This is a genomic window from Algoriphagus lacus, from assembly GCF_003583985.1.
GTDB classification, from domain to species: domain Bacteria; phylum Bacteroidota; class Bacteroidia; order Cytophagales; family Cyclobacteriaceae; genus Algoriphagus; species Algoriphagus lacus.
The window spans coordinates 180,119-192,865 of the sequence record NZ_QXML01000004.1 but is presented as its reverse complement, the minus strand read 5'-3'; the positions used below and the strand labels follow the sequence as shown (position 1 = coordinate 192,865).

At 42.9% G+C, this 12,747-nt stretch carries 10 protein-coding genes; 4 read left to right on the top strand and 6 right to left on the bottom strand.

What is annotated here, in order from left to right; all coding sequences use genetic code 11:
- Nucleotides 1-4 precede the first annotated feature (4 nt).
- Together D0X99_RS09825 and D0X99_RS09820 are read right to left on the bottom strand one after the other, a co-directional pair.
- The gene (locus D0X99_RS09825) at nt 5-1,483 is read right to left on the bottom strand and encodes an acyl-CoA synthetase (protein ID WP_119477617.1); all 1,479 of its coding nucleotides are present in this window, start codon (nt 1,481-1,483) and stop codon (nt 5-7) included.
- Between the two features lie 95 nt (nt 1,484-1,578).
- Nucleotides 1,579-1,995, bottom strand: a complete 417-nt coding sequence (locus tag D0X99_RS09820; RefSeq protein WP_147392214.1) for a hypothetical protein — start codon at nt 1,993-1,995, stop codon at nt 1,579-1,581.
- A gap of 214 nt (nt 1,996-2,209) precedes the next feature.
- Between D0X99_RS09820 and D0X99_RS09815 the strand changes: the two genes are divergently transcribed.
- Nucleotides 2,210-2,989 carry a DUF2490 domain-containing protein gene (locus D0X99_RS09815; protein ID WP_119477615.1) on the top strand — a complete coding sequence of 260 codons (780 nt, stop codon included), beginning with the start codon at nt 2,210-2,212 and terminating at the stop codon, nt 2,987-2,989.
- On the opposite strand, the gene pgl is transcribed toward D0X99_RS09815, so the two are convergent.
- The 3 genes from pgl to D0X99_RS09800 form a co-directional block, all read right to left on the bottom strand.
- On the bottom strand, nt 2,990-3,685 hold the full coding sequence (gene pgl, locus D0X99_RS09810; RefSeq protein ID WP_119477614.1) for a 6-phosphogluconolactonase: 696 nt from the start codon (nt 3,683-3,685) through the stop codon (nt 2,990-2,992).
- A 3-nt stretch (nt 3,686-3,688) separates the two neighbouring features.
- Nucleotides 3,689-5,068: a glucose-6-phosphate dehydrogenase gene (zwf, locus tag D0X99_RS09805; protein ID WP_119477613.1), complete on the bottom strand. Its 1,380-nt coding sequence runs from the start codon at nt 5,066-5,068 to the stop codon at nt 3,689-3,691.
- A 121-nt stretch (nt 5,069-5,189) separates the two neighbouring features.
- A complete protein-coding gene (locus tag D0X99_RS09800) occupies nt 5,190-5,849 on the bottom strand; it encodes an ROK family protein (protein ID WP_119477612.1) in 660 nt (219 codons plus the stop codon).
- A gap of 428 nt (nt 5,850-6,277) precedes the next feature.
- Here D0X99_RS09800 and D0X99_RS09795 point away from each other — a divergent pair, with 428 nt between their 5' ends.
- Nucleotides 6,278-7,606 carry an ammonium transporter gene (locus tag D0X99_RS09795; protein WP_119477611.1) on the top strand — a complete coding sequence of 443 codons (1,329 nt, stop codon included), beginning with the start codon at nt 6,278-6,280 and terminating at the stop codon, nt 7,604-7,606.
- A gap of 130 nt (nt 7,607-7,736) precedes the next feature.
- Here the strand turns inward: D0X99_RS09795 and D0X99_RS09790 are convergent, their stop codons facing one another.
- Nucleotides 7,737-8,354 carry an NADPH-dependent F420 reductase gene (locus tag D0X99_RS09790; protein WP_119477610.1) on the bottom strand — a complete coding sequence of 206 codons (618 nt, stop codon included), beginning with the start codon at nt 8,352-8,354 and terminating at the stop codon, nt 7,737-7,739.
- Nucleotides 8,355-8,951: 597 nt separating this feature from the next.
- Here D0X99_RS09790 and D0X99_RS09780 point away from each other — a divergent pair.
- Nucleotides 8,952-11,270, top strand: a complete 2,319-nt coding sequence (locus D0X99_RS09780; RefSeq protein ID WP_119477608.1) for a PSD1 and planctomycete cytochrome C domain-containing protein — start codon at nt 8,952-8,954, stop codon at nt 11,268-11,270.
- Between the two features lies 1 nt (nt 11,271).
- Nucleotides 11,272-12,726 (top strand): DUF1501 domain-containing protein, encoded by a 1,455-nt coding sequence (locus D0X99_RS09775; protein WP_119477607.1) that lies wholly within the window; start codon nt 11,272-11,274, stop codon nt 12,724-12,726.
- Nucleotides 12,727-12,747: the final 21 nt, after the last annotated feature.

The following is a 12,747-nucleotide window of genomic DNA, read 5'->3' as shown; positions in this document are numbered from 1 at the left end:
AAGGTCAAAAAAGATTTTTCAGATCATTCTTGACCACTTTTCCCATGGCATTGCGAGGAAGTTCATCCAGAAGCAGGTATTTTCTTGGGGTTTTGTAGGCCGGTATTCGTTCCCTGAGCCAGGTTGTCAGTTCTTTGGTATCCAAGGCGTGATCGCTTACCAATGCAGCAGCTACCAACTCTCCCCATTCTTCGTCCGGCAGCCCTACCACGCCGCAATCTTTGATTGCCGGATGGGTTCGCAGGACTTCCTCGATTTCCAATGCTGAGATTTTATACCCTCCGGATTTGATGATGTCAACTGAGTCACGACCCAAAATCCGGAAGTATTCCTGCTCTACTACAGCGATATCTCCGGTCATGAACCATCCATCGGCAGTAAATGCGTTTGCTGTTGCAGTCGGCTTTCCCCAATATTCCTTGAAAACCGAAGGACCCTTTACCTGAATTTCCCCGGGTTCTCCGAACGGTACTTCGACGTTCTGTTCATCCACCAATCGGATTTCCACCCCCGGGAGTGGCTTGCCGATGTATCCGGCTTTTCGTTCCCCATCATAGGGATTGCTGATAGCCATACCGATCTCAGTCATCCCGTAGCGCTCTAATAGGTAATGACCGGAGATTTGCTGCCACTTTTCCATCACTGAAACTGGCAATGCTGCCGAGCCGGAAACCATCAGACGGAATTGGTTCAAGCGGGCCGAAATGGCGGATTTTCGTTCAGATGACTCTGATTCAAACTGGGAAATCAACTTGAAATAGATGGTCGGAACTGCCATGAAAACATTTACTTTTCCTTCCATAAAAGTTTCAAAAACCTGCTTTGCATCAAAGGGATGAATAAACTCTACTGTGGCACCAGCCCAAAGGGAACAACAGACCACGTTGATGATTCCGTGAACATGATGGAGGGGAAGCAGGCAAACCGTGTAATCTTCACTGGACCATTTCCAGGCCTCGATTAGGGTGCTGATCTGGGATTCAATTGTGCCATGTGTGGTCAATACCCCTTTTGGCAAGCTGGTAGTTCCTGAGGTATAGAGAATCATCGCCCCTCGGTTGGGGTTGATTTGAGGTAGTGTTCGGGGTTCTGTAGTAGCAATTCCGGCAGAAAGGCGAATAAACCGGATTTTGGAGTAATCGGAGTAGGGATGCAAAATTTCCTCATACTCCGGACCCACCAGGATGATGTCTGCTCCTGTATCCTCGATCACATATTGAAGGGAGGGAAAAGGATAGGTAATGCAAAGTGGAACAGCAATTCCCCCGGCCATCCAGATGCCCCATTGGACTGCCACATAGTCAAATCCGGGTGAAACCATGAATCCGACCCGGGCTTCATTCAAATCTGACTTTTCTCCCAGCAAAAAAGTAGCAATCCTTGTGGCGGAAGTCATCAATTCACCATAAGAATACGCTTTGGATTGATCAACAATGGCAACTTTTGCAGGGTTTTGAATCGCTTGGCGGAAAAGCCTTTCCATAAGGTTTGATTTTGCGGAAAGATAGTAAAGCGGAAATACTTTCTATATCTGTCAACAAAAAAGCCCGGCTGCGAACCGGGCTTGAGGAGAAAATTTCATTTTTTCATTTTTACAGGCTTTTTCCAGGAAGCTGTTGTTCCACTGTCGATGTCAAACAGGAGGTAAAGTTTTTCAGGCTTTTTAAACGTATGAGTTTCTTCGTAGAGGCAGTCAATGCTGTATTCATTGGCAACCGTATGCTCTTCCCAATTTCCCTCATAAAGTGCATAGTTTACTACTTTCAATTGGTGAGATCCCTGAGGGACGTCTACGGTGAAAGCTCCTGTTTTACTTTGCAGGGTGTTTGGAGAAAAGGCAATTTCCTCGCCGTCGATTAACACCACAGATTTTGTTTCGTGATCATAACCTTCCTCGATGCCGACAAATTTGATATTGACTGTGAGTTTGGTGGTTTGACTGTAGCCAACGAGCGCTACTAGCATAAGGATGGGAATCAAAAGTAGTTTCTTCATAAGGTTTGGGATTTTAATATTTTCTAGGATTTTATGCACCGAATCTATCAAATTGATCCGATTTATTTCGGGTAGCCTCCATACGGAAAATGCCGTATTTTTTGGCTAAAAAGTGAATTAGACTTTACCGACTAGTCTAATTGGCTCCAAGAAGTGTGTTCGTTTCTTTTTGTAGGGATCAATCTCTAGATTTAATCCTGTTTTGTTATTTAGAATGAAAAAGAGGTTTGGGATTGGTAAATGTTTATTGGTATTGATTTTTTCAGGAATTTTTTCCCATGATTCTTTTGCCCAATTGGCGACTAAGTCCCAAGAGGTATGGCCAGCTTTGGATTTATATTATAAAATCAGTCCTAAATCCAGGCTTTACGGGACGGTATCCGGCACAAAATTGCAAGAGTCCAACTATGCCGATGGGGGTGTTGGGATTTATTTTGATTATTTCACCTTTCCGCTCAAATTGGCCAATAAGTTTTTGCCGGATCGAAATGATAGCCTTCCCGGTAAATTTCTTTGGTTACGTGGGGGGTATCAATATGGGGCCTCACCGCCGGAGGCCGAGAATCCTTTCAAAGAACATATCGTCGTTACCGAGTTAAATTCCAGATCGTATTTGCCTTTTGAGGTTTTACTGACTCTTAAAAATCGAATTGATTGGCGCGTTCTTGATGGAGATTTCAAAAGCCGTTATCGGCCAAGATTGATGATGGAGCGGGATCTTAGGACAGAATACATGTTTTTCACTGCATCTGCGTTTGTGGAGTACTTTGCCTATTTTGGAAACTCCTCCATAAACAGGTTTCGGACGCAGGTTGGGGTAGAATTCCGGGTGACTAGATTTATCAATTACGAGGTCTATTGGAATCATCAGTTTGCCAACGGCGATGAGGTAGCTGAAAATGATGCTTTTGGAATGAGCTTAAAAGCTTATTTAACCCGAGGAGTGAAAGTGGTAAACTTTAAAAAGAAAAACCAGCCAAAGGCTGGTTCCTGATTATTGAATTAGGTTTTTGGCGGCAGGTTCATCTGCAAAAATCAATGCTTGATTTTGGGAGACTCTTCCCGCAGGAATTTCCTGACCTGCATTCAGTAATCGTTGAAGCATTTCCGTTTTTTCTTCTCCGGTTAGGAGCCAAAGGATTTTTTCAGCCCGATTGATCAGGGGGTAAGTGAGTGTCATTCGCTGCCTTCCTTGATAAGGAGAGGTGGTCAATGCTACATCCCGATCCGCTACTTCACACACCGCGTCACCGGGGACCAAGGAGGCTGTGTGCCCATCGGAACCCAACCCAAGGTGGATAAGATCAAGCTTCCCGTTTCTGGTAACCTCCTGAATGTGGCTGGCATATTCTTCGCAGGCTTCTTCAAGATTTTCAGCAATTACCCTCATCGGAAAGATATTTAGCCTAGTCATTAGCCTGGTTCCCTGAATGGTGGTAAAAAGCTGGGTAAGGTTTCGTTCTGGATTTCCCTCCGGTGCGATGCGTTCATCCACTTGAAATAGGTAAACTTTCTCCCAGGGAAGGTTTTCTTGAGCCAGAATCTTAATCATTTCCCAAGGGGTGCGGCCACCACTGATAGCCAAGGTGAAAAATCCTTTTTTTGCGACATTTTCTTTGATTAAATCTGCAATAAAAAGCGCTGCTTGACGGGCTACTTCATCTGCAGATTGGAGGATTTTGAGTTCCATTTTTTATCGTTTGGTTACAATAGGATTATTCCATCCCCCCGGAGGAAGGATTTGTTCGTCAACATTTTCAGGTCCCCAAGTGCCTGGTTCATATGAATAAACAGGATGGTCAGATGAAAGGTAGTCATCTACGATTTTCCAAGCTTCCTCGACATAATCCTGACGCGCAAAGTGGGTCGGATCTCCGGCCATTGCATCAGTCAGGACACGCTCATATGCATCTTTTTCATTAGGGAATGGTGTTGGATTTCCCTGAACTTCGGATAATACGGAGCTCATATCCTCTCCCGGAGCCATAATTAGCATTCCAAAAGCAACTTTTACATCGGGACTTATGCGAAACCGGATATGATTGGGTTGAGTGGCAATCGAAGAATAAGCTGAAGGCAAATGTTTGAACCGAATCAGAATCTCGGTGGAAGTCACCGGTAGGTTTTTTCCTGCTCTGATGTAAAAAGGCACACCATCCCATCTGGGAGAATCAATATGCAATCGGATTGCTGCGAAAGTTTCGGTTTTCGAACCTTCTTTTACAGCCTTTTCACTGAGGTAACCCTGGTACTGTCCACATATCACGTCCTGAGCGCGGAGTGGAGATATTGCTTTGAGTACTTTTACTTTTTCATCCCGGATAGATTCACTGTCCAGTGCTTTGGGTGGTTCCATAGTCAGATTGCAAAGAATCTGAAAGAGATGATTTTGAATCACATCTCTTATGGCTCCTGTCACATCGTAAAAAGCGCCTCTACTTTGGATTCCAAAATCCTCGGCCATTGTAATTTGCATGCTTTCGATGTGGTCCTTATTCCAAACAGGTTCCAAAAGGGAATTGACAAACCTGAAGAACACAATGTTATTGACCGGACGCTTACCAAGGTAATGGTCGATTCGATAAATGGCACTTTCTGAAAATTTTGCCAACAGCACCTTGTTTAGGGCACGGGCGGATTCAAAATCAGTTCCAAATGGCTTCTCGACAATGATTCTAGCACCTTTGGCACAGCCTGACTGATCTAACTGAGCAATAATGGTAGGGAAAAGCACCGGTGGAATAGCCAGGTAATGAGTTGGATTTTTGGCTTCACCCAATGCTTCTCGAATCCTTCGGAACGTTTCCTGATCAGTATAATCTCCTCCGACAAAGGCTAAAAAGCTGCAGAATTTCTTGTAAGATTCCTCTTCGTAATTCCCGTGCTTTTGAATGCTCTCCTTGGCTCGGGCACGAAGTTTATCCAAATCGTAATCTCCGCGAGCTACGCCAATGATGGGTGAATTGAGATTTCCCCGCTTGACCATCATGTGAAGGGCAGGGAAAATTTTTTTATAAGCCAGATCTCCGGTTGCACCGTAAAAAACCAAAGCATCTGATTTTACTTGACTCATGAAAGAGAAAATGGATAGTGTGTAAAGGTTTAAGTCAGGGTTTTATAAAGCAATTATTTGCTTCAATAGGAAGTTGAAGTTCTAAAGTTCCAACTACTGGTATAAGTTTGGATTAGCGGGTTTAGGATCTGAAAGATTTTTCCCAAAGGCGAAATCCTCCGGTAAATGCGTTTTTGTTGGATCCCAATCGGCAATAAGGTGGGATTTCTTCCAGGAGCTTGGAGTTGCCCCCTCCTAAGACAATTTCATCAGGCTGAAAGCAATGCTGAAAATGAGCGATGGTCTGATAAACCAATTCTTTCCATCGGGTTTTTCCGAGTTTCTTCAAGGCGTCATTACCGACATGGGATTCAAAAGTCCCCAGCTTAAATGGGAGATGACCCCCTTCCAACGGTAAAATGACATCTTCGAAAATCATGGCTGTGCCAAGACCTGTTCCGAATCCCATAAAAAGTAATTTTCCACCCTCATAACTTCCCAAAGCCTGCATGGCAGCATCATTAATGATTTTCACTTTGCAGCCAAAGGCACTTTCAAAGTCAAATCCAGTCCAGCCGATTCCCATATTAATTGGGTTGGCTACGATTTTACCGTGCTTAACCACTCCTGGAAAACCAATTGAAATCGCTTCATAATCCCAGTCTTTGGAAGCTTCCTTTACAAGTGGAACCATTTGTTCGGGGGTGAAATCCCTACCTGAAGGAATTTTAATCCGCTCAGGCTGTCCTGTTGCCAGGATTTTAATGTTGGATCCTCCAATATCTATGACTAGTACTTTCATCAATGCTTGTTTTCCGCTTTCGGTGTATAAAGATGGATTTGAATTTTAGAAGGTGAAAGTAAATCCTTTTTAAGTTTTGCAATTTTTTACTTCACCAGGCTTTGAAATCGGGTTATTGAACTCGATTTAATACTATGAATCAGGATTTTAAGTGTTGATCAAATTTAATCCGACTTCAAATGCTCAGAAATTGGATTTAGGGATAACAGCAATTACCCGAATTAGGATAGCTGAATATAATCCCAAACAATCCAATTGCTTAGTTATTAAGCAGCACATGAACCCTAAGATAAGGATAAGATATTATTATTTCTTTTTCAATAAAACGAATGCTTAGATGAAAATGAGTTAATTTTAGACCAAAATGTTTACCTAAATCAAAAAAAATTTGATTTTTGATTAAAATTCAAACCGAAAAACCCTATTGTATGAAAAAGAAATGGAAAATAGCCTTTGGATTGATCATTGCCACTGCTTTAGCTGGATTGTTTTGGCCAACTCAATCACCGGGACCTGAAAGTTTTGGAACAGAGGAACAATTGGTTTTTTCTGACATTGCCTGGCTGCTTACTGCTTCCTGTTTGGTTTTATTGATGACACCGGGGCTATCGCTTTTTTACGGTGGAATGGTAGGAAAGAAAAATATGATTTCCACCATGCTTCAAAGCTTTATCTCTTTGGGGGTCATCACCATGGTTTGGGTAGTGGTAGGCTTCAGTATTGCTTTTGGAGATCCAATCGGAATTGAAATAAACGGTAAAACTTATGGGTTTTTCGGTAATCCATTTCAATACTTTATGTTTGATCAGGTAGGAGCTCTGCCGCACAAAGTCATTTCCGGGACTATTCCGTTTGTCCTTTTTGCACTGTTTCAAATGAAATTTGCAGTTATTACTCCTGCTATTATTACCGGATCTTTCGCTGAGCGGGTGAGATTCATCGGTTATATTTTCTTCATGGGGATATTCTGCATTTTAGTCTATGCTCCATTGGCTCATATGGTTTGGCACCCAAATGGAATAATAGGAGCTTACTTTGGGGTAGTGGATTTTGCAGGAGGCACGGTGGTTCACATTAGTGCAGGTTTAGCCTCTCTTGCAGGCGCAATTTTTATTGGGAAACGAATCAATACCAACAGCTCCGCATCCAATATTACCTATGTCCTTCTTGGGACTGGTATGCTTTGGTTTGGCTGGTTTGGTTTCAATGCTGGTTCCTCATTGGCAGCAAACGGAACAGCGGCAATTGCTTTTGCAACGACAACGATCAGTTCAGCTACTGCCATGATGACTTGGGTGTTCTTTGATAGAATGCAAGGAAGAAAGATTACTGCATTAGGCGCATGTATCGGCGCGGTGGTTGGACTAGTTGTGATTACCCCTGCGGCTGGATTTATTACGATCCCTCAAAGCCTTTTCTTCGGTTTTGCAGGTGCTATCGTTTCCAATCTTGCCATGCATGCACAAGCATTAAAAAGAATTGACGATACATTGGATGTTTTTGCCTGCCACGGAATCGGGGGGATTATGGGAATGATTCTTACTGCGATTTTTGCAAATAAGCCAGGTTCGAGTTTGCTCTATGGAGGTTGGTCAGTTTTCGGATCCCATATGCTAGTGTTAGTTGTTGTATCTGTTTTCTCTTTTGCGATGGGATATTTGATTTTCTTCCTCTTGAACAAGTTTGTCTCATTGAGAGTGAGAGGGGATTATGAAGAGATTGGGCTTGATATTTCTCAGCATGGAGAATCAGCTTGATTCCATTCGAAAAAATTGAATTGAGAATCAAAAGAAATTGGTTTTGTATCAATCTAATTTTATTGAAAAACAAAAAGTGGACTCTGAGGAGTCCACTTTTTTTTGATAAGGGTGATTCAAAAAATTGACTTTAAACTGAAACTAACTTGAAGTGGTAATTGGATGGATCTTTTCTATTCCAGCTGATTTCCTTGCTTAGGTGATAAAAGGCTTCTAAAAGAGGGGCATTGGTCATTTTTCCGGCGTCAATTGCTCTAAATCCAATAAGTTCAATCAATCGCTTTACCCTAATCTTATCCAATACATTATCCCCGCAGAAATAGGTCTCTTTTATTACTCCCAGAATGTCGGATTTTGGATAATCTATTCCCAAATTATTGAATGCCTTGAATAGGGAGGCCTTTGGAGCTGCTTTTTGTATCAAGCGCGTGTTTTTGCTGGCAAGACTTTTATCGTAATTCGCATTGGTGCAGTCAATGATAATCTTATCGTCCAGCTCTACATTTTTTAACGCAGCACAGACTTCCGGTAAATATTGATTTTCGCAACAGATCAAAATAATTTCCGATTGTATGATTGCAGATTCAAAAGGACAGATTCTGTTGTGAAGCCGATTGAGGTTTTTCCAATCACTTGCTTCGGTGTCAAAATCAGACCTTACCCCGAATACTACAGAAAGACCTGCTTCCAGGTATTTTTTGCCCAATGTTCTGGCGAGCGTAGTGCCGCCAAGGATTCCCAGTTTCATAGAGTTTGATCAATGTTTAAATGATACAAGTCCTTTGGAATGACAAACCATTCTTTCGATGCCTTCCACATAAACCATTGAAAACTAGGATAAAAGAAATAATAATCAAAATAAAATTTTGAAAAAAATTAAAATACAGTATAATATTCATAAATATTAATTTGAGCTTCAAAATTTTGGTTGCGAAATACAAAAGGCTGAGCAATGTTTTTTGGCAGACTTCCAAATTCAATTGATTCTTCAAGAGTTTTGAATATTGATGACTTAACAAGAAGTAGGAAATCGGTGTCTTTTGAAACCTGAAATTTGGAATGCCTGGCTGAAGAGGAGCTATCTCGTTTTGAACTTCAACCAAGTAGTTTAAGTCTGGGATTCTAAAGTCCTGGAAAAATAGAAGTTAAGTGAAAGGGGACCACATGGATAAATCCCAGAATGCATTGAATAATGGGTTTCATTCAGTAAAAAATTTCAGAAAAAACATTTAAGCCAGAATAAATAGGATACAGTAGGACACCTAGCTAACATAAAAACTATATTTTAAGCTTTCTGTAAAGAAAATTAACGCGTCAACCTTATCAGATTTAGCGCAATAAATCTATGTACAACCGATTATATCTTCTAGGGGTAGTGCTGATCTCAGCCATGTTCTTTCTTCCTTCCTGTGATAATGGGGATGGGATAGAAGCTGAAAGTTCAAAAATGCCCGATCAGGTTAGTTATAATTTTCACATCAGGCCAATTCTTTCTGATAATTGCTTTGCCTGTCATGGACCAGATGCAAACAAGAGAGAAGCAGGATTGCGGCTTGATATTGCGGAAGAAGCCTATAAGGCTTTGAAAGAAACTCCCGGCGCACACGGTTGGGTTCCTGGAAAGCCTGATGAGTCTGAAGCCTATCGCAGACTCATTTCCGATGACCCCAGTATCCAAATGCCTCCTCCCGAATCAAACCTTAAACTTACCGATCGGGAAATCAGGCTAATTGAAAAGTGGATCCGTCAAGGAGCGGAATACGAGAAGCATTGGGCTTTTGTACCTCCAATAAGCTCCAAGCTTCCAGAGGTGGATGATGAAAATTGGCCAAAAAATGAGGTGGATTTTTTCATTTTGGCAAAGTTGGAAGAATCGGGACTCAAGCCTAATGAGGAATCAGACAAAGAGGCCTTATTAAAAAGGGCTAGTTTGGATCTTACAGGTCTGCCTCCAACTCTGGAAATGATGGATGAATTTTTGGCGGACAACTCTGCTGAGGCTTATGAAAAAGCGATTGATCGACTCCTCTCCAGCCCGACTTATGGGGAAAAAATGGCGGTCTATTGGATGGATTTAGCCCGTTTTGCCGATTCTCATGGATTTCAGGATGACAGCTACAGAAGTCAATGGCCTTGGAGAGATTGGGTAATCCATGCCTTCAACAAGAATATGCCTTACGATCAATTTATCACTTGGCAACTGGCCGGAGACCTACTTCCAAATGCGACAAAAGAACAAATACTTGCTACTGGATTTAACCGAAACCATAAAATCACCGAGGAAGGCGGGGTAGTGGATGAAGAATACCGGGTAATGTATGTAACCGACCGAACCAATACCGTGGGCAAATCCCTGATGGGAATCACAATGGAGTGTGCCGCATGCCATGACCATAAGTATGACCCCATTTCCCAGAAAGAATACTATTCCTTTTTCTCCTTTTTTAACAACATCAAGGAAAAAGGAATCGAATCCTCGGTAGGAGGCCCCGAGACCTATGCCAAGCGCCCTCTGATGGAAATCAGCAATGCAGAAGTGGACTCTATTCTCACATTCATCAATAAAAAAGACACCCTTGATCTGATTGTTTCGGTGATGGGTGAGCTCGATTCCATTCGACCTACCTATGTGCTTGACCGGGGTGTATATGATAGGCAGACAGTTGAGGTGCAAGCCACAACCCCTGAGTCGATTTTGAGCTTTGGACCCAAATATGAGAAAAACAGGCTGGGATTGGCCAAGTGGATGTTTAACAGAGAAAATCCTCTAACGGCAAGGGTTTTTGTAAATCAGATTTGGCAGGAAATCTTTGGAAGAGGCATTGTGAGTACTCCGGGGGATTTTGGAATGCAGGGAGCATTACCGACCCATCCCGAACTTCTGGATTGGCTTGCGGTGGACTTGATGGAAAACGGTTGGAACATCAAGCGATTGGTAAGACATATGGTCACTTCAGCCACTTACCGGCAGTCTGCTGTGGTGAGTAAAAAGAAACTGGAAAAAGATCCTGATAACTTGTTGTTAAGCCGTGCTCCACGCCACCGAATCAAAGCAGAATTTGTGAGGGATGTAATTCTGGCAAGTAGCGGACTTCTTAATCCTGAGATTGGTGGACCAAGTGTCAAACCTTATCAGCCTGCCGGACTCTGGGAAGGAGCTACTTCTGGCAGAGGGATTTTGTCAGTGTATAAGCAGGATCATCACGAAAAACTCTACCGACGAGGGTTGTACAACTTTATTAAACGAACGGTTCCTCCTCCAGCGATGATCATATTTGATGGAAGCAATCGAGATCAATGTGAAGTTCAGCGCCCCATTACCAATACACCCCTTCAAGCCTTGGTGATGCTAAATGATCCCACAGTACTGGAAGCCAGTAGGGTTTTGGCAGGAAAAATCCTCAAAGAATCAAAAGATTCGGAAGCTAACATTCAAAAAGCATTTCGAATGATAGTTTGCCGGACTCCTACCGAACAGGAGCTCGGAATTCTAAAAAGATACTACGATGGAAGGATCCAGGGATTGAATGAAGCAGATGCAAAAGAGCTTTTAGCTGTCGGGGAATATCCAAATCCTCCCGGTCTGGATACCATACAGTTAGCCTCCCTAATGCAAGTGATCGTCAGCATTTACAACCTAGAAGAAACCATTTCCAAAACCTGATATGGAGAAAGATATTTTCGAATACCGATTAAACATCAACAGAAGACGATTCTTGTCACATCTGAGTATGGGAGTGGGAAGCGTGGCATTAGGATCTCTGCTGATGCCGGACTTGTTCAAAGGCACCGGAAGTATGGATGCCGAGATGATTCCAGGATTAAGGGACTTTGCCCCCAAAGCGAAACGGGTAATCTACCTGTTTCAAAATGGTGCCCCTTCTCAGATTGAAACCTTCGATTACAAGCCCAAGCTGAAAGAAATGTTTGGACAGGAACTTCCTGATTCAGTACGAGGTGGACAGCGATTGACGGGAATGACAGCCAACCAATCTTCATTTCCGTTGGTGGGATCTTTTGCTGATTTCAAACAGTATGGGCAATCCGGGGCATGGATAAGCGATTTGATGCCCTACACCGCCAAAATAGTTGATGACCTTTGCATTGTCAGGTCAATGCATACGGAAGCAATTAATCATGATCCTGCGCTGACTTTCTTCCAGACAGGAGCACAGCAGGGTAATAGACCAAGTATGGGAGCCTGGCTGAGTTATGGTTTGGGAAGTGAGAATCAAAATTTACCTGCATTTACCGTATTGCTTTCCAGAGGTATTGGAAATGGTCAAGGGGTATATTCCAAACTTTGGACGAATGGATTCCTGGACTCCGTCCACCAAGGTGTACAGTTTAGCAGCGGGGAAGATCCCGTTTTATACCTGAAAGACCCTAAAGGAATGAGTAGGGAAGAGCGAAGAGTGATGCTGGACAATATTTCGGAGTTGAATCAGCTTTCCTATGAAAAATTTGGCGATCCGGAGATCAGTGCCAAAATCAAGCAATACGAAATGGCCTATAAAATGCAGACGACGGTCCCCGAAATCATGGACCTGAATAAAGAACCTGATTCGGTAATCAAGCTATACGGTCCTGATTGCTTGGTTCCCGGGACTTATGCCGCCAATTGCTTATTGGCTAGAAAACTTTCCGAAAGCGGAGTCCGGTTTGTGCAGCTCTATCACCAAGGATGGGATCAGCATGGAAATCTTCCTTATGAAATCACCCATCAAGCCAAAGATACCGATCAGGCTTCCGCAGCTTTGGTGACAGATTTAAAGCAGCGTGGGCTTTTGGACGAGACGCTGGTGATATGGGGAGGAGAATTTGGAAGGACAAATTACAGCCAGGGGAAACTTGACCCCTCGGATTATGGTCGGGATCACCATCCACGTTGTTTCAGCATTTGGATGGCAGGGGGAGGAGTTAAGCCGGGTTTGGTTTATGGAGAAACTGATGAATTGGGTTACAATGTGGCCAAAGATCCGGTACACATTCATGATTTTCAGGCTACTGTGTTGCATTTGCTGGGATTGGATCATGAAAAACTAATCTATAAGCACCTTGGACGAAGATTCAGATTGACTGATGTTTCCGGCCATGTGGTCAAAGGCCTGATATCCTAAAAATTGGAATCCCTACTATTA

What these genes read in the sequence shown, in the direction of transcription:
- D0X99_RS09825 (WP_119477617.1), bottom strand. Translation starts at nt 1,483, where the DNA reads ATGGAAAGGCTTTTCCGCCAAGCGATTCAAAACCCTGCAAAAGTTGCC.
- D0X99_RS09820 (WP_147392214.1), bottom strand. Translation starts at nt 1,995, where the DNA reads ATGAAGAAACTACTTTTGATTCCCATCCTTATGCTAGTAGCGCTCGTT.
- D0X99_RS09815 (WP_119477615.1), top strand. Translation starts at nt 2,210, where the DNA reads ATGAAAAAGAGGTTTGGGATTGGTAAATGTTTATTGGTATTGATTTTT.
- pgl (WP_119477614.1), bottom strand. Translation starts at nt 3,685, where the DNA reads ATGGAACTCAAAATCCTCCAATCTGCAGATGAAGTAGCCCGTCAAGCA.
- zwf (WP_119477613.1), bottom strand. Translation starts at nt 5,068, where the DNA reads ATGAGTCAAGTAAAATCAGATGCTTTGGTTTTTTACGGTGCAACCGGA.
- D0X99_RS09800 (WP_119477612.1), bottom strand. Translation starts at nt 5,849, where the DNA reads ATGAAAGTACTAGTCATAGATATTGGAGGATCCAACATTAAAATCCTG.
- D0X99_RS09795 (WP_119477611.1), top strand. Translation starts at nt 6,278, where the DNA reads ATGAAAAAGAAATGGAAAATAGCCTTTGGATTGATCATTGCCACTGCT.
- D0X99_RS09790 (WP_119477610.1), bottom strand. Translation starts at nt 8,354, where the DNA reads ATGAAACTGGGAATCCTTGGCGGCACTACGCTCGCCAGAACATTGGGC.
- D0X99_RS09780 (WP_119477608.1), top strand. Translation starts at nt 8,952, where the DNA reads ATGTACAACCGATTATATCTTCTAGGGGTAGTGCTGATCTCAGCCATG.
- D0X99_RS09775 (WP_119477607.1), top strand. Translation starts at nt 11,272, where the DNA reads ATGGAGAAAGATATTTTCGAATACCGATTAAACATCAACAGAAGACGA.